The 21,662-nt window shown below is 66.6% G+C and carries 20 protein-coding genes and 1 pseudogene; 8 read left to right on the forward strand and 13 right to left on the reverse strand.

Going from position 1 to position 21,662, the window contains the following annotated elements; translation table 11 throughout:
- Window positions 1-49: 49 nt before the first annotated feature.
- The 6 genes from fis (at window position 50) to ACFOLC_RS04790 (ending at window position 4,901) form a co-directional block, all read left to right on the forward strand.
- Complete coding sequence (gene fis / locus ACFOLC_RS04765; protein ID WP_386758091.1) at window positions 50-322, forward strand: DNA-binding transcriptional regulator Fis; 273 nt, start codon at window positions 50-52, stop codon at window positions 320-322.
- Window positions 323-450: 128 nt separating this feature from the next.
- Window positions 451-2,037, forward strand: a complete 1,587-nt coding sequence (gene purH / locus ACFOLC_RS04770; protein WP_386758092.1) for a bifunctional phosphoribosylaminoimidazolecarboxamide formyltransferase/IMP cyclohydrolase — start codon at window positions 451-453, stop codon at window positions 2,035-2,037.
- A 166-nt stretch (window positions 2,038-2,203) separates the two neighbouring features.
- Window positions 2,204-2,704, forward strand: coding sequence for a GNAT family N-acetyltransferase (locus tag ACFOLC_RS04775; RefSeq protein ID WP_386758093.1), 501 nt, complete (start codon window positions 2,204-2,206; stop codon window positions 2,702-2,704).
- A gap of 144 nt (window positions 2,705-2,848) precedes the next feature.
- Window positions 2,849-4,147, forward strand: a complete 1,299-nt coding sequence (gene purD / locus ACFOLC_RS04780; RefSeq protein WP_386758094.1) for a phosphoribosylamine--glycine ligase — start codon at window positions 2,849-2,851, stop codon at window positions 4,145-4,147.
- A gap of 91 nt (window positions 4,148-4,238) precedes the next feature.
- A complete protein-coding gene (locus ACFOLC_RS04785) occupies window positions 4,239-4,460 on the forward strand; it encodes an AbrB/MazE/SpoVT family DNA-binding domain-containing protein (protein WP_386758095.1) in 222 nt (73 codons plus the stop codon).
- Between the two features lie 12 nt (window positions 4,461-4,472).
- Window positions 4,473-4,901, forward strand: a complete 429-nt coding sequence (locus tag ACFOLC_RS04790; protein WP_386758096.1) for a type II toxin-antitoxin system death-on-curing family toxin — start codon at window positions 4,473-4,475, stop codon at window positions 4,899-4,901.
- Window positions 4,902-4,944: 43 nt separating this feature from the next.
- Here the strand turns inward: ACFOLC_RS04790 and ACFOLC_RS04795 are convergent, their stop codons facing one another.
- The 7 genes from ACFOLC_RS04795 to ACFOLC_RS04825 all read right to left on the reverse strand — a co-directional run bounded on the left by ACFOLC_RS04795 (window position 4,945) and on the right by ACFOLC_RS04825 (window position 14,164).
- Window positions 4,945-5,949 carry a restriction endonuclease gene (locus ACFOLC_RS04795; RefSeq protein ID WP_386758097.1) on the reverse strand — a complete coding sequence of 335 codons (1,005 nt, stop codon included), beginning with the start codon at window positions 5,947-5,949 and terminating at the stop codon, window positions 4,945-4,947.
- A 57-nt stretch (window positions 5,950-6,006) separates the two neighbouring features.
- Window positions 6,007-7,485 (reverse strand): class I SAM-dependent DNA methyltransferase, encoded by a 1,479-nt coding sequence (locus ACFOLC_RS04800; RefSeq protein ID WP_386758098.1) that lies wholly within the window; start codon window positions 7,483-7,485, stop codon window positions 6,007-6,009.
- Between the two features lie 257 nt (window positions 7,486-7,742).
- On the reverse strand, window positions 7,743-8,516 hold the full coding sequence (locus tag ACFOLC_RS04805) for a DUF3800 domain-containing protein (protein WP_386758099.1): 774 nt from the start codon (window positions 8,514-8,516) through the stop codon (window positions 7,743-7,745).
- Window positions 8,513-8,749, reverse strand: coding sequence for a hypothetical protein (locus tag ACFOLC_RS04810; protein WP_386758100.1), 237 nt, complete (start codon window positions 8,747-8,749; stop codon window positions 8,513-8,515). Before ACFOLC_RS04810 ends, ACFOLC_RS04805 begins: the two co-directional genes overlap by 4 nt.
- A complete protein-coding gene (locus ACFOLC_RS04815; protein WP_386758101.1) occupies window positions 8,746-10,431 on the reverse strand; it encodes a restriction endonuclease subunit S in 1,686 nt (561 codons plus the stop codon). Before ACFOLC_RS04815 ends, ACFOLC_RS04810 begins: the two co-directional genes overlap by 4 nt.
- Window positions 10,428-13,241: a type I restriction endonuclease subunit R gene (locus ACFOLC_RS04820; protein ID WP_386758102.1), complete on the reverse strand. Its 2,814-nt coding sequence runs from the start codon at window positions 13,239-13,241 to the stop codon at window positions 10,428-10,430. Before ACFOLC_RS04820 ends, ACFOLC_RS04815 begins: the two co-directional genes overlap by 4 nt.
- A 455-nt stretch (window positions 13,242-13,696) precedes the next feature.
- Complete coding sequence (locus ACFOLC_RS04825; protein WP_386758103.1) at window positions 13,697-14,164, reverse strand: hypothetical protein; 468 nt, start codon at window positions 14,162-14,164, stop codon at window positions 13,697-13,699.
- Window positions 14,165-14,560: 396 nt separating this feature from the next.
- On the opposite strand from ACFOLC_RS04825, the gene ACFOLC_RS04830 reads away from it, so the two are divergent.
- Window positions 14,561-16,477 carry an MFS transporter gene (locus ACFOLC_RS04830; RefSeq protein WP_386758104.1) on the forward strand — a complete coding sequence of 639 codons (1,917 nt, stop codon included), beginning with the start codon at window positions 14,561-14,563 and terminating at the stop codon, window positions 16,475-16,477.
- 53 nt (window positions 16,478-16,530) lie between these two features.
- Here the strand turns inward: ACFOLC_RS04830 and ACFOLC_RS04835 are convergent, their stop codons facing one another.
- The 6 genes and pseudogenes from ACFOLC_RS04835 to ACFOLC_RS04860 form a co-directional block, all read right to left on the reverse strand.
- The gene (locus tag ACFOLC_RS04835) at window positions 16,531-17,469 is read right to left on the reverse strand and encodes a hypothetical protein (RefSeq protein ID WP_386758105.1); all 939 of its coding nucleotides are present in this window, start codon (window positions 17,467-17,469) and stop codon (window positions 16,531-16,533) included.
- Window positions 17,470-17,531: 62 nt separating this feature from the next.
- Window positions 17,532-18,488, reverse strand: coding sequence for an NAD(+) diphosphatase (nudC, locus tag ACFOLC_RS04840; RefSeq protein ID WP_386758106.1), 957 nt, complete (start codon window positions 18,486-18,488; stop codon window positions 17,532-17,534).
- Window positions 18,485-18,862, reverse strand: a complete 378-nt coding sequence (gene erpA, locus ACFOLC_RS04845) for an iron-sulfur cluster insertion protein ErpA (RefSeq protein ID WP_386758107.1) — start codon at window positions 18,860-18,862, stop codon at window positions 18,485-18,487. The genes nudC and erpA overlap by 4 nt, the downstream gene beginning before the upstream one ends.
- Before the next feature lie 72 nt (window positions 18,863-18,934).
- Entirely contained in the window at window positions 18,935-19,663 is a 729-nt protein-coding gene (locus ACFOLC_RS04850) for a DUF6776 family protein (protein WP_386758108.1), read from the reverse strand.
- Window positions 19,664-19,751: 88 nt separating this feature from the next.
- A pseudogene (locus tag ACFOLC_RS04855) lies at window positions 19,752-20,129 on the reverse strand (bactofilin family protein); the annotation flags it as partial.
- Window positions 20,130-20,177: 48 nt separating this feature from the next.
- Window positions 20,178-20,909, reverse strand: coding sequence for a DUF6776 family protein (locus ACFOLC_RS04860; protein WP_386758109.1), 732 nt, complete (start codon window positions 20,907-20,909; stop codon window positions 20,178-20,180).
- 77 nt (window positions 20,910-20,986) lie between these two features.
- On the opposite strand from ACFOLC_RS04860, the gene ACFOLC_RS04865 reads away from it, so the two are divergent.
- Window positions 20,987-21,568, forward strand: a complete 582-nt coding sequence (locus ACFOLC_RS04865; protein WP_386758110.1) for a DUF4126 domain-containing protein — start codon at window positions 20,987-20,989, stop codon at window positions 21,566-21,568.
- The last annotated feature ends 94 nt before the right edge of the window (window positions 21,569-21,662 follow it).

The following is a 21,662-nucleotide window of genomic DNA, read 5'->3' on the forward strand; positions in this document are numbered from 1 at the left end:
CCCCGCCCGCTCCGTGGCCTGGCGGTACGACCACAGGCCTGGGACGCATTTGAACGCCGCAACCGACCGCACCGAAGCCGCACGCACAGGACCCCGTGTACCGCTGCGCGACCACGTTGCGACTTCGATCCGGCGCTTCCTCGGCGACCTCAACGGTTGCGGCACCGAGAACCTCTACGAGATCGCCCTGCGCGAACTCGAGATCCCGTTGTTCGTCGAAGTCCTGGAGCACTGCGACGGCAACCAGAGCCGCGCCGCGGCGATGCTCGGCATCCACCGCGCGACCTTGCGCAAGAAGCTGCGCGAGTACGGACTGGAGTAAGTCCGTCCGTACAGGAGTCGTCGGCCGGCGCCTGCGCAACCTGCTCCGCCCCACCCAGGCCATAGCGGCAAAGCCCCGGCGGCAACCGCCGCTATAATTGCCGCGCCTTCCGCTGCCTCTCCCTGCGCATGACCCCCGACCGTTTGCCCGCCTCGCCGGTGAAGATCCGCCGCGCGCTGTTGTCCGTGTCCGACAAGACCGGCCTGATCGAACTCGCCCAGGCGCTGGCCGCCCACGGCGTCGAACTGCTCTCCACCGGCGGCACCGCCAAGGCCATCCGCGACGCCGGCCTGCCGGTCCGGGACGTCAGCGACGTCACCGGCTTCCCGGAAATGATGGACGGCCGGGTCAAGACCCTGCACCCGATCGTGCACGGCGGCCTGCTCGGCCGCGCCGGCACCGACGATGCGGTGATGGCGCAGCACGGCATCGCCCCGATCGACCTGCTGGTGCTCAACCTGTACCCGTTCGAGCAGGTTTCGGCCAATCCGGACAGCTCCTTCGAGGACATCGTCGAGAACATCGACATCGGCGGCCCGGCGATGCTGCGCTCGGCAGCCAAGAACTTCGCCCGCGTCGCCGTCGCTACCGATCCGGCGCAGTACGCCGCGCTCGTCGACGAATTGAACGGCAACGACGGCGCGCTGTCGGCGCGGACCCGTTTCGCGCTGTCGGTGGCCGCGTTCAACCGCGTCGCCCAGTACGACGCGGCGATCAGCAACCACCTGTCCGCGCTCGACGACGCGCATACGCAGCAGCTGTTCCCGGCGCAGAGCAACAGCAACTTCGTCAAGGTCATGGACCTGCGTTACGGCGAGAACCCGCACCAGCACGGCGCGTTCTACCGCGACCTGTGGCCGGTGCCGGGCACGCTGGCGACGTTCACCCAACTGCAGGGCAAGGAGCTGAGCTTCAACAACCTCGCCGACGCCGACGCGGCGTGGGAGTGCGTGCGCCAGTTCGAGACGCCGGCCTGCGTGATCGTCAAGCATGCCAACCCCTGCGGCGTGGCCCAGGGCGTGGCCTGTGGCGATGCCTACGAGCTGGCCTACGCCACCGACCCGACCTCGGCGTTCGGCGGCATCATCGCGTTCAACACCAAGCTGGATGCGGCGACGGCCAAGGCCATCCTCGACCGCCAGTTCGTCGAGGTGCTGATCGCCCCGGAGTACGAGGACGGCGCGCTCGACTACGCCAGGAAGAAAGCCAACGTGCGCGTGCTGCGCATCCCGCACGGCGAGGGCCGCAACAACTTCGACGTCAAGCGCGTCGGCTCGGGCCTGCTGATGCAGACCAGCGACATCCGCGAGGTGACGCGCGACGAACTCAAGGTCGTGACCCAGCTCGCGCCGACGCCGGAGCAGTTCAATGACCTGCTGTTCGCCTGGCGCGTGGCCAAGTTCGTCAAGTCCAACGCGATCGTCTACGCAAAGGACGGACGCACCATCGGCGTCGGCGCCGGCCAGATGAGCCGCGTGTACTCGGCACGCATCGCCGGCATCAAGGCTAACGACGCCGGCCTGGTCGTGCCGGGCTCGGTGATGGCGTCCGACGCATTCTTCCCGTTCCGCGACGGCATCGACGCCGCAGCCGAAGCCGGCATCAAGGCGGTGATCCAGCCGGGCGGTTCGATGCGCGACAGCGAAGTCATCGCCGCGGCCGACGAGCACGGCCTGGCGATGGTGTTCACCGGCGTGCGCCACTTCCGGCATTGATGCCGGGCTGCGCTGGCATCAATCCCAAAATTCGCTGTGCGAACTTCGGGCCCCGCCCACGCACCCCCATTCGCGCCTGACTCAGGAGGTTGGTGGAGCGGTCGTCGTGCTGACTACGGCATCACCGTCGGCACGGCACACTGCCGTCACGCACAGGAGGCGCCCCATGTGGATTCGCACCGAAACCGCCGATGACGCCAACGCGATCCGCGCCGTCATCGGCAGCGCGTTCGCCAGCCAGCCTGGCAGTGGTCACATCGAGCAGGACATCGTCGATGCGCTGCGCGCGGACGACGCACTGAGCCTGTCGCTGGTGGCCGACATCGACGGCCGCATTGCCGGCCACATCGCCTTCTCCGCGGTGCGCATCGAGGACGGCAACCCCCACTGGTACGGACTCGCGCCGTTGGCGGTCGCGCCCGACGACCAGCGTCACGGCGTCGGCAAGGCGCTCGTGCGTGCCGGCTTGATCGAACTCGAACGCCTGGGTGCGCGCGGCTGCGTGGTGCTGGGTGATCCGGGCTACTACGGCCGGTTCGGTTTCCGCGCCGACAGCGCGCTCGTCTTCGAAGGCGTGCCGCCGCAGTACTTCCAGGCCCTGGCGCTGGCCGGCGAGCGGGCTGCCGGTCGCGTGCGCTATCACGAGAGTTTCTATCCCGACGCTTGAGCGTGGCCGGCCTCAGTGCCGCCGCCTCGCTCGTAGCCCGGGTAAGCGAAGCGCACCCGGGGCGCGATACGTTTTCCGGTCGCGGCAGCCCGGCCGGCTCACGTAAAATCGCCGGACCCACGTCAGACAGGCTCAGGAGCAGGCATGAAAGTCCTCGTCATCGGATCCGGCGGCCGCGAGCACGCCCTGGCCTGGAAGCTGGCGCAGTCGCCGCGCATCGACGAGGTGCTGGTCGCACCCGGTAACGCCGGCACCGCCAACGAGGCCAAGTGCCGCAATGTCGCGGTCCCCGCCAGCGATATCGACGCTTTGCTCGCCCTGGTCGAACGCGAAGGCGTGGCGGTGACCGTGGTCGGTCCCGAAGGCCCACTGGTCGCCGGCGTCGTCGACCGCTTCCGGACCAAAGGCCACCGCATCTTCGGCCCGACCGCCGCCGCCGCGCAGCTGGAGGGCAGCAAGGCCTACGCCAAGGACTTTCTCGCGCGTCACCAAATCCCCACCGCGCACTACGCCGTGCACACCCACGTCGAGGAAGCGCTGGAGTACATCCGCGAGAAGGGCGCACCGATCGTCATCAAGGCTGACGGCCTGGCCGCCGGCAAGGGCGTGATCGTGGCGATGACGCTGGCCGAGGCCGAAGCCGCCATCACCGACATGCTGGCCGATTACGCCTTCGGCGCCGCCGGTGCGCGCGTGGTGATCGAAGAGTTCCTCGACGGCGAGGAAGCCAGCTTCATCTCGATGGTCGACGGCGCCACCGCGCTGCCGATGGCCACCAGCCAGGACCACAAGCGCGTCGGCGACGGCGACACCGGCCCCAACACCGGCGGCATGGGCGCGTACTCGCCGGCACCAGTGGTCACGCCCGAGGTGCACGCGCGGGTGATGCGCGAGGTCGTCAATCCGACCGTGCAAGGCATGATCAAGGACGGCGTGCCGTTCACCGGCTTCCTCTACGCCGGCCTGATGATCGACAAGAGCGGCGCACCCAAGGTCATCGAATTCAACGTCCGCTTCGGCGACCCGGAAACGCAGCCGGTGATGCTGCGCCTGCAGTCCGACCTGCTCGATCTGGTCGAGGCCGCGATCGACCAGCGCCTGCACGAGACGCAGGCGCAATGGGACCCGCGCCCGAGCCTGGGCGTGGTGATGGCCGCCGAGAACTACCCGGGCACGCCGCGCCTGGGCGACCCGATCAACGAATGGGACGTGCCCGATGTCGAAGACACCAAGGTCTTCCACGCCGGCACCAGGCTCGCCGACGGCCAGGTCGTCACCGCCGGCGGCCGAGTGCTGTGCGTGTGTGCGCTCGGCGACAGCGTCGCCGACGCCCAGCACACGGCCTACGAGGCGGTCGCCGGCATCTCCTGGCACGGCGAGTTCCACCGCCACGACATCGGCTGGCGCGCGATCGAGCGCGAGCGGGCGGAAGCGGCGGCCTGATCGGGCCAGTTCAACAGGATGCCTCCGGGCGTCGGTTGCGGCCGCCCGGCTGTCTCGGTATAACATTGGTTATAACGACCCGGAGCCGGCCATGAAGCTCAAGATCACCACCATCGGCAATTCCGCCGGCGTCATCCTGCCCAAGGAACTGCTGGCCCGCCTGCGCCTGGAAAAGGGCGACGAGCTGTACGCGCTGGAGACGCCGGACGGCATCCGCCTGACCGCCTTCGACCCCGAACTGGCCGCGCAGATGGAAGTGGCAGAAAAGATCATGCGCGAGCGCCGCACCCTGCTGCACAAGCTGGCGCAGTAAGGGCGCGCCGCCATGATCGTGTGGATCGGAAAGCGCCTCGGCCTGGCCATCCACGACCGCCAGTTGGCCGAACACGGCGGCAGCACCGGCGTGCGCGACGACACCCTGCTCGACTCCGCGCTCGCGCGTCCGAAGCAACTGCACGCCTATGGCGAGCCACCGCCGGACCTCGCCGACCTGGCGGCAAGCCTCGCCTTCGGCCTGGCGCGCAACCATCCCTTCATCGACGGCAACAAGCGCACCGCGGCGGTGGCCTGCGAAACCTTCATCGTGCTCAACGGCGCGTCGCTGCAGGCGGACGATCTGGAGCTGTACCCGATGTACGTGACCCTCGCCGAAGGCACTCTGTCCGAAGCCGACTTCGCCACCTGGCTGCGCTCGCGCATCCGTCGCGAAAGCGGCCACGACGTGCACGAACCGCATGCGAGTTACAGGCGCTGACCGCGCGCCCTGGTGCGAGTCCTTCCGTCACGCCCGGTCGCAACTACTCCGCATCCAACGCCTGCGGCACGTACACCCGCCTCAGCGGCAATAGCCCCTTGTGTTGCGCATCGAAGGCCTCGTAATGGCCCAGGATCAAGCCGACGAACTCGTCGCCGTCGATCAGCCGCAGGTTGGACTTGCCCTGCTCGAAATTGCGCGATGCCGGGCTGAACGCGCCCAGCGTGATGAACAAGCCGTACTCGCCCGCTGACAACTTCCCGTAGAGGGCCGACACGTCCTTGTCGGTGGCCGTACCGTCGCCGCTCTTGACCTGCACCTTGATGATCGGGGGCTCGATGCCGAGGTGGTCCTTGTGCGCGATCACGTCAACGCTGGGCTCGTTCTTGCGGGTCAGGCGGGCGTGGTAGCCCATGCACTGCAACAGGTGCACGACGAACGACTCCAGCGGCAGCCCCTTCAACTCCTGCGACAGGCGCTTGAGGATGAAGTCGCGCGTGTTCTCCTCGATCTCCTCGGCCACCGCCGCGACGGTGGCGTCGTCAACCACGGGCGCCGGTTCCGGCGTTGCACCCTCGACGACCGCGCGAAACTCGTCGGCATAGGTCTTGATCTGGAACATGCTCAGCGCCGAACCGATCTCGTACAGCGCGCCCTGCGAGAACTTCAGCCGCGGCACGTGCTTGAGCCATTCCACCTTGCGCCGTTGCGGATAACTCGACTCGCCGGTCGTCTGGTAATGGTACGGCCCGACGATGCGACCGATATGGATCTGCTTGTCCAGCTTGGACGGATAAGCCACCAGGTCGCCGGCCTTCATCTCGTGCAGGAACCGGTATGGAATGCCCGACACCGTCGCCAGCCCACCCGGCTTGGCATCGGGATAGGCCTGGCTGTAGCGTTGCCTGAACGCCTCGCGCGTGGGCGCAAGATCGGACAGGTTGCCCAACTTCGCCCAACCGATCGCGATGCAGTCCTGCTTGAGGAACAAGGCCTCCGCATCGCCGGTGCGGCCGGCATGGATGCCCCAGATCGTTGCCTCTGCCATGTGTTGCTTCCCCTGTTGCAGATGGATGAAGAAATCCCGGGACGACCGTTGCGTGGTTCAGCCCTTTTCCGAGGGTGCACTCGATGGCAGCGCCGCCGCCACATCGCGGAACGAGGCCAGCGCCGCTTCCAGATGCTCGATGATCTCCTGCGCCAGCACGTCCGGCGCCGGCAGGTTGTCCAGGTCGTCCAGGCTGTCGTCCTTGAGCCAGAAGATGTCCAGGCTGGCCTTGTCGCGCGCCACCAGGGTTTCGTAATCGTAGTAGCGGAAACGCTCCGATTCCGCACGCTCGTGGCGGTTGGCCGGGCGGTAGCAATCGATGAAGTCCTGCAGATCCTCGCGGCGCAGGGTCTTGGTCTTCAGGGTGAAGTGCTTGTTGGTGCGCAGGTCGTAGATCCACACGCCCTTGGTGTGGACCTTGCCGTCCTTGGGCCGGGCATCGAAGAACAGCACGTTCGCCTTGACGCCCTGTGCGTAGAAGATGCCGGTCGGCAGGCGCAGCAGGGTGTGCACATCGCAGGTCTCCAGCAGCTTGCGACGGATCTTCTCGCCGGCACCGCCCTCGAAAAGCACGTTGTCTGGCAGCACCACTGCGGCCTGGCCGGTGGTCTTGAGCATCGAAACGATGTGCTGCAGGAAGTTGAGCTGCTTGTTGGAGGTGGTCTGCCAGAAATCCTGGCGCTCGTAGGTCAGCGCGTCGCGGTCTTCCTCGCCCTCGGCATTGGTGATGGTCATGCTGCTCTTCTTGCCGAAGGGCGGGTTGGCCAGCACGTAGTCGACCTTGCGCGACGGCTCGGAGATCAGCGCGTCGGAGCGGTCCACCGTGGGTTCGCCATCCAGGTCGCCGATGTTGTGCAGGAACAGGTTCATCAGGCACAGGCGACGGGTGGCGGCGACGATCTCGTTGCCGAAGAAGGTGTTGTGGCGCAGGAACTCCTTCTGCTTCCTGTTGAGCTGCACGCCCTCGCGGGTCAACCACTCGTAGGCGCCCAGGAAGAAGCCGCCGGTGCCGCAGGCCGGGTCGGCGATGGTCTTGCCCGGCTCGGGCTGCACGCATTCGACCATCGCCTGGATCAGCACGCGCGGGGTGAAGTACTGGCCGGCGCCGCTCTTGGTGTCCTCGGCGTTCTTCTGCAGCAGACCCTCGTACAGGTCACCCTTGGTGTCGGCATCCAGGCTGATCCAGTTCTCCGCGTCGATCATCTGCAGCAACCGCGCCAGCTTGGCCGGGTCCTGGATCTTGTTCTGCGCCTTGAAGAAGATCGCCCCCAGCATGCCCGGCTCGTCGCCCAGCTTGTGCAGCACCTTCAGGTAATGCGCCTCCAGCGGCTCGCCGGTCTTGCCGCGCAGGCTGGCCCAGTCGCAACTCTTGGGCACGTGGGTGTCGCGGTTGTACGGCGGCTGCGAATACTCGTGCGCCAGCTTGAGGAACAGCAGGTAGGTCAGCTGCTCCAGGTAGTCGCCATAACCCACGCCGTCGTCGCGCAGGGTGTGGCAGAAGTTCCAGATCTTCTGGACGAGGGTGCTGCTGTTCATGGTGTTCCGTTTGATTCATGAACCTGTAAGTCGCGCTTACAAGTTGGTGGGTGGCTGTTCAGTTGCAATCCTACGGCCGGCTGTTCCCCGCCGACAGTCGGTTTGCACTCGGGCAAGGCCCGGCTTACCATGACCTTGCAGGCAAGCGTGAGATTTGTAGAGGTTGCCGGAAACGGCGACAGCCCGAACGGGCGGGATCCTCGAGCTCAGGGCCTGCACAACAAGACGCCCGCACCAAGCGGGCGTTCTTGTTTTTCCTATGCCGCATTGAGTGCCGCCAGCAGGCGCGCGACGACCGTCCTGTCGGTCACCCAGAATTTGAGTCCGTACCCTTCCGCCCTACGTTCATGGCAGTAGATGGTCGGTCCGACCAACCGGAAGTACCGGTCCTCGATATCACCATAGAGATTCGGCGTCACCGCGTAATAGACGCTCGTGGCGACCGCGTCCGCCAGCTGCAGACCAGCGAGCTGGTCGTGATTGACGGCCCTGACTTTGTCCGGGTTGATCAGCGGCCATTCGATGCGGACGTCCCGCCGCTCAGCCTCCTGCCGCAACTGAACCAGATAGCCGCGTAGGGCGTCATAGGACATAGCCGACCGATTGGAGAAGATCAGTTCAACTTCGCCTGCATCGCGGCGGTGATCGCGGCATAGCCAGGACACCCGCTCCAACAGAAGGCGGCTGGCGTAGCGGTAGAGCGAATATGCCTCTTGCTGGAAATGTTCCTGCTCTGGAATAGACGGCTTATGGATGAGAACGCTCACGGTGCGGGACGGCATCTGACCGATCAGACGAGCCAGCGCCACGCGCTGCTCGTGCTTGAGATCGCGGAAATGCAAAGGAAACCGAGGAGGCTTCCGCAACAACTCCCGTGCCTCCCGGGCGGTTTCCACCACCTTTGGGTCGTTGACTCTACGCATCACCAGCGCCGACAGCACCAGCCAGCGCGAGCTTCCGCTGCCATCATCCCGAAAGGTGAAACCCTCATCTCCGGATTCATCGATGTAGGCAACAAACTCGGTACTCATGCCAGCTTTCCGACGCCGGCAGTTGTCAAGTAAAACTTGACAACTGAATCCTCGGACAGCTCGCCGTCGGCAAGGATCTTGCGGATATGCAGGCTGATGTTCTGCTTGCTGGTTTCGAACAGTTCGGCCATTTCGGCCTGGCTCAGCCAGGCGGTGCCGTCGGCGGCGCGCAGGTGGATGTCGGTGCGGCCATCGTCGGTGCGGTAGAGGATCAGTTCGCCTTGGTCGTTCATGCGTTCTCCTTGGCCTTGCGGCCACGCTTTCTCGTGATGGAGCCATCCGCCGCGCGCGTGGCGCGGATGCGCGCAAGCAGTGCGCTGGCGGGTTCGTCGTTGGGGTCCTGTGGGACCAGTTGGCCGGCGAAGGCGGACTTGAGGATGTTTTTGCGTTGTGCGGCGGCTTGGGTGAGGGCGTGTTCGATGGCTGCTTGCTGCTCCTTAACGGCTGCGAGCGCAGCATTCAACGTAACAGCGATCTCGACTTGCTCGAATGGCGATGGAAGCGGAACTGCAAGCGCTTTGACAATTTGAAGATTGAGATTGGGCTGTACGCCACCGGACGCCTGTTTGCGCATCGCTTCGTAGGCGTCGAGCAGGAACGTTCTCACATGCGACCTGGCCTCTATAGCCGGCTGCTCGAAAACAATGGCTGCAATCGCCTGATTTATGGTTGACGAAAAGGTGAGCTCAGCGCACTTTCCTCTCGTCTTTCCTTCACCGTACATCGCTACAAGCAACGTGCCCGCTGGATACATCTGCAGCCGACATTCGTCCACTGCAGCCTGTGTGACGTATTCGGTTGCTGAAGTGACGAATTCGTCGTTAAGTGCGCCACTGGTCGTCCACGGAATTTCGCCGCCATCGAAGTAAGCGCGCTTCGAGCGCAATGGGGTGACACCGGTTCCGACATGTGCAACCTGATCAATCGTCGCCCACGTCCACCCGTCCGGCAGCGGCGGCAGGTCGCTGAGGTCGGGCTCAATGGGTTGCGGGTACTTGGCTTGCCAGTCCTTCGGCGGCGTCTTGCCTTGGTCGGCGAAGCGGGCGAGTTGCTTCTGCTCCCAGCGGGCGCGGCGTTCGCTGAGGATGCGTTGCAGCAGGTCGGCGCCGGTTTCGCCTTGGCCCCTTCCCCCGCTTGCGGGGGAAGGTTGGGATGGGGGCGCGTGGTGCGGTGAGGCTGCACGCGTCGTGTTGCCCCCACCCTCTCCCTCCCCCGCAAGCGGGGGAGGGAGAGGGACAGGGACTGTTCCGATGCGAGCCGCGCGCCAGTCGGCGGTCAGGGCGCCTTCCACCGCCGCCTTCAGCAGGGACTGCCGGTACTGCGCCAGCTTGCGCTGCGCAGCCTTGAGTTCGGCCACGCCGGCGTCGAGGTCGGACAGCAGTTCTTCCAGCTTTTCGACGATGCGGGTTTGCTCGGCGCGTGGAGCTACAGGAACAACATGCAACGCAAGCTCACTACTCTTGATGTTGTTGATGTTTGAACCAGCGGAGATTTCGGAGATTGCGCTTCGATACTCTGGTGATTCGAAGTAATAGCCAACGTACCTCGGATCTACTTCAACGGCTGGGCGAATGACAGTACAAAATGCGCCGAATGAAACCGGGGCAAACTCGGCAACCATTTGCCCTGCCTTTCCGACGACGTCCTTGCTCCCGCTTGAAGACGCGATGACGATGTCGCCGCGCCGGATAATTTGATCGGAAGATACATAGCGTTTCGGAACGTGGACAAGACCATCGAACGTCAACGAGCTACCGGTGATGTTCGTTGCGCGAATTAATGGCACGGAGTCACTTGCGGGAGATGACGAGGCATCTTCCTTCTTGTAGGACACACCCCGCATCAGGTCGGCGAGCCCAGAAAGCTCTGACTTGGACCAGCTTGGCGGTACCTCCGCAACAGAATCATCACTCACGCCACCAACTCCTCATTCATCTCCACCAGCAACCCATCCAGTTCCTCTCCAAACACCGCCCATGCCTTCTGCAAGCCGCCCTTGTCGGCCAGTTGGGCGTAGTCGAAATCCTCGCGCTCGATGCGGCAGCTGCTGGCGATATGATCCTTGACCAGGCGCAGCCAGGCCATCTGTTCCGGCGTGAACGCGGTGGCGCGGCGGGCATTGTGGCGGAATACCCAGTCGGCGAAACGCTTGTCCACCGATTCGGCAAACGGACGCAACTCCTCGTCCATGCCCAGCGCGAAGCGCACCAGCGACACCAGGTCGGTCAGCTGGCGGCGGATGCCATTGCCCTTGACCTTGCTCTCCTGCACGCGCGCATAGGCCGACCACAGGCGCTCGGTGGTCAGCATCAGCGGCGGGCGCTGCAGGGCGTCGTGCAGGTCCTCGATCATGTCGAAGGTCAACGCGCGGCGGCGGTAGGGCTGGGCGTAGAAGAAGCCCAGCGCGGCAATCTGGTCGCGGTGCTCGCGCAGGTAGTCGCTGAACTGGCGCACCACGGCTTCGGCATTGGCCTGCGCCTGTCCGGCGTACTCGCTGCGCGTCACGGTGTCGATATTGATCGTGTCGATCAGCTGCTCGCGCTCACGGCGCGCGGCTTCGATCAGCTCGCGCAGCGCCGGGTCGTCGAAGGGTTGGCAGGCGGTGGCGACGCGCTGGCGGCGGGCGGCGTCGAGTTCATCGTTGCTCAGGCTGTCGGCGCTGCGGGTGATGCCGGCGGCGTGGGCGGCATCGAGTGCATCGGCGGTGATGCGGTCCGGGTCCAGCGCCTGCACCAGCCCGCGCGCCAGGTCCTGCAGGCCGATGCCGCCGCTGGCCTGCTTGATCCGCGCCAGCGCCTTGTCGTCCAACTGCTTGCCCAGGCGCACCAGCCGGTTGCCGAGGCTGAGCACGGTGTCCTCGTCGCGGGCGCCGACGGCGATGCCCTTGAGCAGGTTGTCCAGCGAGACGGTGGGCTTTTTCTCCAGCGGGCGGCTTTCGGTCTTGAGCGACTTCTCCACGCCCACCGCGTCGATCAGCACGAAGTGGGTCTTGGCGCTATCCGCACTGTTGCTGACCTTCTTCAGTGACTCGGCATCCAGGCTGCGCACGCCGCGGCCTTTCATCTGTTCGTAGTAGCCGCGGCTGCGCACGTCGCGCATGAACAGCAACACTTCCAGTGGTTTCACGTCGGTGCCGGTGGCGATCATGTCGACGGTGACGGCGATGCGCGGGTGGTAGTCGTTGCGGAAGCTGGCCAGCACGCTGTCGGCGTCGTCGCCGGGCACGGGCTTGCCGGTGTCGGCATCGATGCCGGCGCGGTAGGTGACCTTCTTGCAGAAGGCGTTGCCCTGGCCGTAGACCTCGCGCACGGTGCGGATGATGTCGTCGGCGTGGCTGTCGGTCTTGGCGAAGATCAGGGTCTTGGGGGTTTCGGTGCGGTTGGGGAAGATCTTGCCTTCCACGGCGGCCTTCATCGCCTGGATCACCTGGCGGATCTGGCTGGGGTTGACCACCGACTTGTCCAGGTCGGTGGCGGTGTAGGCGGTGTCTTCCTCGGTCTGGGCCCAGCGCCTGGCGCGGGTCTGGCGGTCGCGGTGGTCGATCCACTCTTTGGCTTCCAGCATCGCCCCGGCGCGGCTGATGTCGGTCTCGATCTCGTAGACGTCGTAGCCGACGTTGACGCCATCGACCACCGACTGCTCGTAGCTGTACTCGGCGACCACGTTCTCGTTGAAGAAGCCGTAGGTGCGCTGGTCCGGCGTGGCGGTGAGGCCGATCAGGAAGGCATCGAAGTAATCCAGCACCTGCTTCCACAGGTTGTAGATGCTGCGGTGGCACTCGTCGATGACGATGAAATCGAACTCCTCGATCGGCACCTTCGGGTTGTATTGCACCAGCCGCGCCTGCGACGGCGCCTGCCCGAGTTCGTTGAGCGAGATGTCCTCGGCGGACTCGTCGATGGGTTCGCCCGACAGGATGGAGTACATGCGCTGGATGGTGCTGATGCAGACCTGGGCGTGCGGGTCGATGGCGCTGCTGGACAGGCGCTGGACGTTGTACAGCTCGGTGAACTTGCGGGCGTCGTCCGGCGGCGTGTAGGCCATGAACTCCTGGTGCGCCTGCTTGCCCAGGTTGCGGGTATCGACCAGGAACAGGATGCGCTTGGCGCCGCCGAACTTGAGCAGGCGGTAGACCGAGGTGATGGCGGTGAAGGTCTTGCCGGCGCCGGTGGCCATGTGCACCAGGGCGCGCGGTTTGTTGGCCGCCAGCGATTTTTCCAGCCCGGTGACGGCGCTGACCTGACAGTCGCGCAGGTTGCGCGCGGGCAGCGGCGGCATCTGCTCGGCGAGGCGGCGGCGCAGGGTGTCGGATTGCGCGGCCCAGTCGGCCAGCGTTTTTGGGCGGAAAAAGTGGAACAGCTCGCGGGCGCGTGGCGCGGGGTCGGCGCCGTCGGTGAAGAAAATGATCTGGCCGGTGCTTTCGTACAGGAAGCGCAGCGGCAATTCGCCCTTGCGCCACTTCAGGGTGGCGTTGGCGTAGCGCTCGGTCTGGGTCTCGTGGGCGCTGAGGTTGGCGCCGGCATCGTCGCGCTTGGCTTCGATCACGCCAACCGGCTGCCGGTCGACGAACAGCAGGTAGTCGGCCGGGCCGGTGTCGGTGGGGTATTCGCGCACCGCGACGCCCGGGCCGGCACCGAGGTTGAGTTGCTTCATGTCCTGGACGACCCAGCCGGCGGATTCGAGCTTCTGGTCGATGAGCTGGCGGGCTTTGGCTTCCGGCGTCATGGCGCCCCCAACGCTGATGGTGGCAGGCAGTTTATAGACTCGCCCCTCGAATAATCGTTGTAGGAGCGGCTTCAGCCGCGAGCTTTGGGTGGACGCCCCATGGACAGGCGAAAGGCTCGCGGCTGAAGCCGCTCCTGGATCAAACACCATTCGGGCCGGATCAAGGTGGCAGGCCCAGCCTGCGCAGGCCCTGGACTTCAACGTCGAACCTTTTTGCCTCACGCCTCGAAGCTACGGGCCTCAAAGTCGACGGTTTGAGCCTGACGCCCGAGGCACCCCGGCCTCGAGGTCGAAGTGAAATGCCGCACCCCGCAGGCCCATCGGCTTTCGCCCGAGGCCGCCGAGCCTCGCCCCTTGCGGCACAGGGCCTGGCCCCCGAAGCAAAAAGCCTGGCGGACGAGGCGTTGGCGCCTCACCCGCCAGGCTTGATCACTCACACACCGTCCGCGCCGGTTTCAGGCCACCGGGGCAGGCTCGGCGGCACGCGACGGCTTGGCAAACCGCGCCGACAGGTCCTTGCGCGCGGTCTTCAGCGCCTCGTTCTTGCCGGACACCTTGAGCAGGCCGTAGCCCTCCAGGGCGACGGTGATGATGTCGCTGCCCAGCGCCAGGGCGGTGTCGTCGGCGCGTTCGACCAGTTGCTCCAGCTGCTGCAGGCGCGGGCGCAACAGGTCCAGGGCCGCCAAGTCGGCCTGCGCTTCGGCCAGGTTGAGGCTGGGCGGGATGATCTGCGGGTTGGCGGCCAGCACCGACAAGGTCTGCCGGCAGAAGACCTCGGACTTGTCGCCCATCTTGTACAGGTCGCGGCGCTGCGAGGGTTGCAACGCGATCATCGGGGCAAAGACACGGCGCAACGTGGCGATGGCGGTGTCGGCATCGGCGAGGTCCTGCGCCGACAGGTTCAGCGAGACAAGGTTCTGCATTGGCTATTCCTTACGTCCATTAGCGAGTCCGGGCATGCCGAGAAAGGCTGGGCCGGACGGTCCATGCTCCGCCGCGTTCCATGCGGTCGGTGGGGGCTCGTGCCGAACGGATCGACGCAGGAGCTGGCGCAGTGTCGAGCACGGCATCGGCGACAACAAGCGCGGACGTAGCCCGGGTAAGCGCAGCGCACCCGGGGATGGCAGCCCCGGATGCGGCCTTCGGCCTTATCCGGGCTACGACTTGCTGATCTTCTGTAGGAGCGGCTTCAGCCGCGAGCTTTTGCGCTTGCAATAGCGATGCATGGCCCCGCGGGTTGCCCACTAAAAGCTCGCGGCTGAAGCCGCTCCTACAAGCGCAATCGGCTCTGTTAGGCTCGCGCAAACCCCGGAGGCCGCATGGCGCATAACCAGTTCGAGCTGCTCAAGCAGCGCCGCTTCCTGCCGTTCTTCATCACCCAGTGTCTGGGCGCGTTCAACGACAACGTCTACCGCCAGGCCATCATCGGCCTGCTGTTCTGGCTGGGCGTGTCGCCGGAGCAGCGCACGCTGTACACCAATCTGGCGCCGGCGCTGTTCATCGCGCCCTACTTCCTGTTCTCGGCCACCGCCGGGCAGATCGCCGAGAAGCTGGAGAAGTCGAAGCTGATCCGCATCACCACGACGATGGAGATCGTCATCATGTCGCTGGCGGCAGTCGGCTTCTTGACCCAGAGCATGACCGTTCTGCTGGTCGCGCTGTTCTCCACCGGATTGCAATCGACGCTGTTCGGACCGGTCAAGTATTCGATCCTGCCGTCGGTGCTCAAGCCCGAGGAACTGACCGGCGGCAACGGCCTGGTCGAGATGGGCACGTCGATCTCGATCCTGGTCGGCATGATCTTCGGCGGGCTGATCTTCGCGCTCGCCGGGGCGCACGGACCGGTCGTCGCCGCCACCGCGATCGTGGTGCTGGCGATCACCGGCAACCTGGTCAGCCGTGCGATCCCGCGCGCCGAGGCCGGCGCACCGGAGTTGCGGATCAACTGGAATCCGCTCCCTGAATCGATCGCGATCCTGCATCTGGCCAAGCGCCAGCCGGCGGTGCGCAACGCCATCCTCGGCGTGTCGTGGTTCTGGTTCATCGGCACGGTGCTGACCTCGCAGCTGCCGACCTACGCCGAGACCAACCTCGGCGGCAGCGGCACGCTCTACATCTTCGCGCTGGCGCTGTTCTCGGTCGGCACCGGCGTCGGCTCGATGCTGTGCGAGCGGCTGTCGGCGCGCACGGTGGAGATCGGCCTGGTGCCGCTGGGCGCGTTCGGCATCAGCGCGTTCATGATCGACCTGTACTTTGCCCGCAGCGGCGCGGCGCCGGCGCAGGTGTCGACCGTCGTGGCGTTCCTGCAGCAGCCCGGCAGCTGGCGCATCGTCATCGACCTGGTCGGCATCGGCCTGTTCGCCGGCTTCTTCGTGGTGCCGCTGTTCGCGCTGATCCAGAGCCGCACACCGCGCAATGAAGTCTCGCGCGTGATCGCCGGCATGAACATCCAGAACGCCGCCTTCATCGTGTTGGCCGCGGTGCTGGGCATCGTCGTGCAGCGCTTCCTCGGCTGGAGCATCCCGCAGGTGTTCCTGGCGGTGGCGATCGCCAATGTGATCGTTGCGATCTACATCTTCACGATCGTGCCCGAGTTTTTGATGCGCTTCCTCAGTTGGGTGCTGGTGCGCGGGCTGTACCGCTTGCGCCTGCACGGCATCGAGAAGCACGTCCCGGACGAAGGCCCGGCGCTGATCGTGTGCAACCACGTCAGCTACATGGACGCGTTGATCCTGGCGGCCAGCATCCCGCGGCCGGTGCGCTTCGTCATGTACTACAAGATCTTCAACATCCCGGTGATGAGCTGGATCTTCCGCACCGCCAAGGCCATCCCGATCGCCGGCGCCAAGGAAGACCCGGCGCTGATGCAGCGCGCGTTCGACGAGATCGACGCGGCCTTGGCGCAGGGCGAGATCGTCGGCCTCTTCCCCGAAGGAGCGTTGACGAAGGACGGAGCGATCGCGCCGTTCAAGTCCGGTGTCGAACGCATCCTCGAACGCACCCGCGACGCCGGCCGCCCGGTGCCGGTGATCCCGATGGCGCTGCGCAACATGTGGACCAGCATGTGGAGCCGACGCAGCACGTCATCCAAAGGCAGCCGCCTGGCGCGCATGCGCGTGCCGCGCCGGTTCCGAGCGCATGTCGAGGTGATGGCCGATGCGCCGCTCGACGGCGCCACGGTCGATGCGGCGCAGCTCGAAGCCCAAGTACGGTCGCTGCGCGGTGACGCCGCATAGCATCATGCTGTTTGTAGGAGCGGCTTCCGCGCGTCAGGGCCGCGCAAACGGCCTCAGCTCACCCAGCCGGCGATGACGAACAGTGCCAGCACTGCCAGCCAGACCAGCAGGCTGCGCCAGACCAGACTCATCGCGTCGCGCAGTTCGGGCAGCTCGCCCGTCGCGATGGTGAGCGGCGGTGGCGGTGGCAGCCCCGCTTCGCCGGCTTCGACGCTGCCGTTGTCATCGGCGTAGTCGGCGGCCTCCTCCGCCAGTTCGCTGCGCACGCTGGCGCGTGCGACCGCGCCGAGGAAACGCAGGTCGAGATTGAATGCGGCGCCGCCGGACTCGCGCCAGGCGCCGAGCACGGTGTCGAAATTGCCGACCAGCGCCAGCGACAGGGTCATCAGCTGCGTCACCGGCCAATCGAGGAGCGCCAGTACGGTCTGTGCGCCGCTGCGGGTCTCGTCCGGCAAGGCGCGTGCGGATTCGCCTTCTGCCGACAAGGCCGTCAACCGGTACAGCAACGCACCGAACGGGCCGAGCAGCAGGAACCAGAGCAACACGCCAAACCAGCGGCGCAGTGCGTTGCGGAACACCGCCTCGACCAGCGCGCCGCCGTCGAGCGAGGGCGTGCCGCCTTCCGGCCACAGCGCCGTGGCCGCGGCGCGGCGCGACGCAGAGTCGTTGGCGTCGACGATCGCATCGACGTCCAGATCCAGGTCGCGCGGCCCCCAGGCGTAGAACAGCGCGGCGATGCCGAACGCGAGGCCAGCCAGGCCGAACAACGGTTCCGCCAGTGCCAGCTGGAACAGCCCGACCGCAAGCAGCGGCGGCAGCAGGGCGATGGCGATGCCCCAGCGCCCACGCCAGATACCCTCCGCGGGAAAGCGGCCATCGAGCCAGCGCAGCCAGTCCTGGTACCAGCCGTAGTGACGCACCGACACCACCAGCGACTGGGCGAGGTGGCCAAGCACGAGCGCAACGACGACGGCGATCAGGGTGGCGGACATTGCGCAGAGCCTCCAGGCGTCGCGGCGATGGATGACGCGATTCTAGCCTGCCTCACCGCTGTTCAACGGGCGTGGCGATCCGCATCGGCCGCAAGCCAGTGTTCGATCAGCCAACGCGAGATCGAGATGCTCGGCGACAGCACCGGGCCCTCGCCGTCATCGTCGGCACCGTCCCATTCGCCGCGTGCGCAGGCCGCACGCACTTCCTCGCGGGTGAACCAGGCCGCCGCTTCGAGTTCATCGCTGACCTGCGGCACGTCGGGTTCGGCCTGCGCGGCGAAACCGAGCATCAACGCGCCCGGAAACGGCCACGGCTGCGAAGCCAGGTAGTGGCAACGGCGCACGCGCACGCCGGTTTCCTCGAGCACCTCGCGCGCGACGGTCTGCTCCAGCGTTTCGCCGGGCTCGACAAAGCCGGCGATGACCGAATAACGCCGCGCCGGCCAGGCGCTCTGCCGGCCGAGCAGCAGGCGTTCGCCATCGCTGACGGCGACGATCACCGCCGGATCGGTGCGCGGGTAATGCTCGGCGCCGCACCGCTGGCAACGGCCTTGCCAGCCACCGCGCGAGAGCGTGACCTCACCGCCGCAGACGCCGCAGAAACGGTGGCGACTGCGCCAATGCTGCAGCGCGCGCGCCTGCGCGAACACACTGGCCTCGAATGCCGGCCACAGCGCCGCGGCGCTGCGCAGGTCGACGCGCCGGGGCGCATCGAATGCGGTCAGTGCCGCCTCCAGCGCGAACCAGCCGCCACCGTGTGCATCGAGCCCGAGGAACACCGCCGCACCGACGCCGCCGGGGCCTTCGCTAATGTCCTGCCCATGCGGCGCGCGCAGGTTGCCGTCGGCATCGGCCAGGGCATGGCCCTTGTCGTCGAGCAGCAGGACACGCGCCTGCAGCCACAACGCGGTCAGTGCCGCGGGGTCGTCGCGCAGACGGTCGGCGCGATCGAGTGCGGCGCGGCAGGCAGCGTCAGCGCCCGCCTCGACGAACGCGAAGGGCGCTGCCCCGGTACTCACGCCGAGAACGATGACCCGCAGCCGCAGGTGGTCTTCGCGTTCGGGTTGCGGATCACGAACTGCGCGCCGTGCAGGCTCTCGGTGTAGTCGACCTGCGCCCCCATCAGGTACTGCAGGCTGAGCGGGTCGACCAGCAGGGTCACGCCGTCGGTCTGTACCGCCAGGTCGTCCTCGCCCTGCTGCTCGTCGAACTCGAACCCGTACTGGAAGCCCGAGCAGCCGCCACCCTGGATGTAGACGCGCAGCTTGAGCGCGTCGTTGCCTTCCTCGGCGATCAGCTCGCGGACCTTGCTCGCGGCTGCGGAGGTGAACTGCAACGGGCGGTCGAGCGACTGGTAGTCCGGCGTCGCGGCGGCGGGGGTGATCGATTCCATGGGCTCAGGATGGGGGCCGGGGCCGCTGCGTTCAAGCCGCGTACCCGGCACGGTGGGTTGCAGCGGCGGCGCTCAAGGCGCAGCGACGGCTGGGGCGACATCACGCGTGGCGTCGGCCCAGGTGAAGGACTCCTCGATCGCGGCGCCCGCGCGCGGCGCCAGCCGCACCGCGACCCGCACCGGCACGAACCCGGGCGGCAGGAACACGTCGCCTTCGACCTGCTGGAAGTACTTGAACGAGTACGCCAAGCCGGGCGCATCCGCTTGCTGACGCAGGTCGGGCCAGGCCAGCTTCTGCAACTTGCCGGCGCGGGTGCCCTCGATCGACAGCGTCAGCAGGCCGGTGCTGACGGCGCCACGGTTGAGGTTCTGGGTCAGGGTGGTGGTGAAGTGCCAGGCCGTGTCGTTCTGCGGCTGCATCTTGAGGGCATGCACGTTGAGGCCGCGGCGCTGCGCGGTCGCGCCGACCAGGCGCTCGTAGAAGGCGACATCGGCGCGCAGCGCGGCGATCTCCTCGTCGCGCTCGGCCAGCGTGCTCTGCAGGTCGCGGTTGGCCTCGCGGCTGATCTGGTCGGAGCGGGTCAGCGTGGTCACGCGCTGCTGCAACTGGTCGAGCTGCGCCTGCCCACTGCGGTTGAGACGCTCGCTGGTGTCCAGTTGCGCGCGCACGTCACCCGGTGCCAGCACCCGCCACAGGCCCCAGGCACCGAAGGCCAGGGCCAGCACGAATACGGCCACGGCGACGATGCGCCAGATCGGCGGTGATGTGGTCCCGGGAGTCTCGCCCGCAGGAGTGGTCATGCCGGTCGCCGGTGGAAACGGGCGCCCAGCCTACAACGGCGAGCTGTGACGGTCAGCCCATTACCGCGCCGACGTCCAGATGGCCTTCAGCTGCGGTAGCGGTGGCCGGGTCGACGTGGATCAGGCGACCGGTCAGCTTGGCGCCGGCCAGCATCTCCACCACCTGGTAATGCACATTGCCCTGCACCCGCGCCTTGGTCGCCAACTCGACGCGCTCGCTGGCGTGGACGTCGCCGGTGAGCTGGCCGTTGATCACCACCACCGGCACACGCACCTCGCCCTCGATGCTGCCCTGCTCGGCCAGGGTCAGTGTGGCACGCTGGCCGTCCTCGGCAATCACCTTGCCGATGATGCGGCCCTCGATATAGAGCCCGCCGCTGAACTGCAGATCGCCGCGGATCACCACCTGCGGCCCGATCAGGGTGTCGACCTGGCCGTCGTGCTGGCTCGGCTTGTTCTTGAACATCGTTTGTGTTTTCCGATAGTGGGGAAAGTCCGGGTTGTCCGGCCTTCTTCAGGTCGTGCCGCTGTTCCAGCCCAGTGTCTGTTCCACCGCGACATCGCCGCCATGCAGCGACACGCGCACGCGTTGCGGCGTAAAGCCTTCCGGCAGCATCACGCTGCCATCGAGCTGCTGGAAATAGCGGAACGAATAATCCTGCGCCGGCACGCTGGCGCGCTGGTGCAGCTCGTCCCAGCTGACCGTGGCCAGCTTGCCGTCACGCACGCCCTCGATGACGAAACGCAGCTGGCCGCTGCTGATCGCGCCGCGGTTGAGGCTCTGCGTCAGCACGATCTGGTAGCGCCAGGTGCCGCCGGTCTCGGCGGCAAACTGCGCCGAGTGCACGTTCAGCCCCTTGGCCTGTCCGGTCGCCCCGACCAGGCGCTCGTAGAAGGCGACATTGGCGCGCAGGTCGGAGATCTCTTCCTCGCGTTCGGCCAACGCGCTCTGGACTTCCTTGTTGGCGGCGCGGCTGATCTGGTCCGAGCGCGACAGGGTGGCCTCGCGCTGCTGCAGCGTCTCGGCCTGGCCTCGCCAGTGCTGCAGTTGCACGCGCGCGTTGTCGAGTTCGGCGCGGATCGCCGGCAGGCGCGGTGCCGCCAGGCGCTCGGAGCCGATCCACGCCGCCGCCAGCGTCAACAGCCAGGCCAACGTCAACGCCGTCCACACCAGCGGCCGTCGATCCGGACGCTGCTGGACGATCGTGAAACGCGCCGGCGGCGCCTTGCGTGGCGGCTTGTTCATGACCTGCGATCCGGCGACGACCCCACCGGTTTCCCCATGCCCCTATACTCGGCCCACAGTCTAGCGGGGCCGCCGCGATGTCAGATGCGCACCTGTTCGCAATTGGCGTAGTTCTCGCCTGGTTGGCCGGCATCCGCGTGTACCTGACCGTGTTCGGGGTCGGGCTGGCCGGGGCGTTTGGCTGGGTCGAGCTGCCGCAGGCGCTGCAACTGACGCAGTCGCCGTGGGTGATCGGCGTGTCCGGCGCACTGGCCGTGGCGGAGTTCTTCGCCGACAAGATCCCCGGTGTCGACTCGGTCTGGGACCTGCTGCAGACCTTGCTGCGGGTGCCCGCCGGCGCGTTTCTGGCCGCGGCGACGCTGTCGCCGAACGGCGAACTCGGCGCCGGGGCACTGGCTGCCGGGGCCGGGGTGGCGTTGACCAGTCACGTGCTCAAGGCCGGCTCGCGCGCCCTGCTCAATACCTCGCCGGAGCCGGTCAGCAACTGGACCGCCTCCATCACCGAGGACGTGGCCACGGTCGGCGGCCTGGCCCTGGTGTTTGCCCACCCCTGGATCGCGTTGTCGCTGGTGCTGACGATCACCCTGACACTGGCACTGCTGCTGTGGTGGGTGTGGCGCAAGCTGTTCCGACGCGCGCCACGGCCCGGCGCCGTTTGACGTAGTCACCCGACGAGACATCAACTAATGAAGACGCCGCCGAGGGTTTCGGCGGCGTTGGTGCGGCAGACGCGGGAGCCCCCGCGGGGATCGA

The sequence above is a fragment of the Lysobacter cavernae genome (genome assembly GCF_042648505.1).
In the GTDB taxonomy this organism is placed as follows: Bacteria; Pseudomonadota; Gammaproteobacteria; order Xanthomonadales; family Xanthomonadaceae; genus Lysobacter_L; species Lysobacter_L cavernae.

Excerpts from the sequence above, each read along its gene's own strand:
- ACFOLC_RS04790 (WP_386758096.1), top strand. The coding sequence starts at position 4,473 with ATGATCGTGTGGATCGGAAAGCGCCTCGGCCTGGCCATCCACGACCGC.
- ACFOLC_RS04795 (WP_386758097.1), bottom strand. The coding sequence starts at position 5,949 with ATGGCAGAGGCAACGATCTGGGGCATCCATGCCGGCCGCACCGGCGAT.
- ACFOLC_RS04805 (WP_386758099.1), bottom strand. The coding sequence starts at position 8,516 with ATGAGTACCGAGTTTGTTGCCTACATCGATGAATCCGGAGATGAGGGT.
- purD (WP_386758094.1), top strand. The coding sequence starts at position 2,849 with ATGAAAGTCCTCGTCATCGGATCCGGCGGCCGCGAGCACGCCCTGGCC.
- ACFOLC_RS04860 (WP_386758109.1), bottom strand. The coding sequence starts at position 20,909 with ATGAACAAGCCGCCACGCAAGGCGCCGCCGGCGCGTTTCACGATCGTC.
- ACFOLC_RS04850 (WP_386758108.1), bottom strand. The coding sequence starts at position 19,663 with ATGACCACTCCTGCGGGCGAGACTCCCGGGACCACATCACCGCCGATC.
- ACFOLC_RS04865 (WP_386758110.1), top strand. The coding sequence starts at position 20,987 with ATGTCAGATGCGCACCTGTTCGCAATTGGCGTAGTTCTCGCCTGGTTG.
- ACFOLC_RS04810 (WP_386758100.1), bottom strand. The coding sequence starts at position 8,749 with ATGAACGACCAAGGCGAACTGATCCTCTACCGCACCGACGATGGCCGC.
- ACFOLC_RS04830 (WP_386758104.1), top strand. The coding sequence starts at position 14,561 with ATGGCGCATAACCAGTTCGAGCTGCTCAAGCAGCGCCGCTTCCTGCCG.
- ACFOLC_RS04835 (WP_386758105.1), bottom strand. The coding sequence starts at position 17,469 with ATGTCCGCCACCCTGATCGCCGTCGTCGTTGCGCTCGTGCTTGGCCAC.
- erpA (WP_386758107.1), bottom strand. The coding sequence starts at position 18,862 with ATGGAATCGATCACCCCCGCCGCCGCGACGCCGGACTACCAGTCGCTC.
- ACFOLC_RS04825 (WP_386758103.1), bottom strand. The coding sequence starts at position 14,164 with ATGCAGAACCTTGTCTCGCTGAACCTGTCGGCGCAGGACCTCGCCGAT.
- ACFOLC_RS04820 (WP_386758102.1), bottom strand. The coding sequence starts at position 13,241 with ATGACGCCGGAAGCCAAAGCCCGCCAGCTCATCGACCAGAAGCTCGAA.
- ACFOLC_RS04785 (WP_386758095.1), top strand. The coding sequence starts at position 4,239 with ATGAAGCTCAAGATCACCACCATCGGCAATTCCGCCGGCGTCATCCTG.
- ACFOLC_RS04800 (WP_386758098.1), bottom strand. The coding sequence starts at position 7,485 with ATGAACAGCAGCACCCTCGTCCAGAAGATCTGGAACTTCTGCCACACC.
- ACFOLC_RS04775 (WP_386758093.1), top strand. The coding sequence starts at position 2,204 with ATGTGGATTCGCACCGAAACCGCCGATGACGCCAACGCGATCCGCGCC.
- purH (WP_386758092.1), top strand. The coding sequence starts at position 451 with ATGACCCCCGACCGTTTGCCCGCCTCGCCGGTGAAGATCCGCCGCGCG.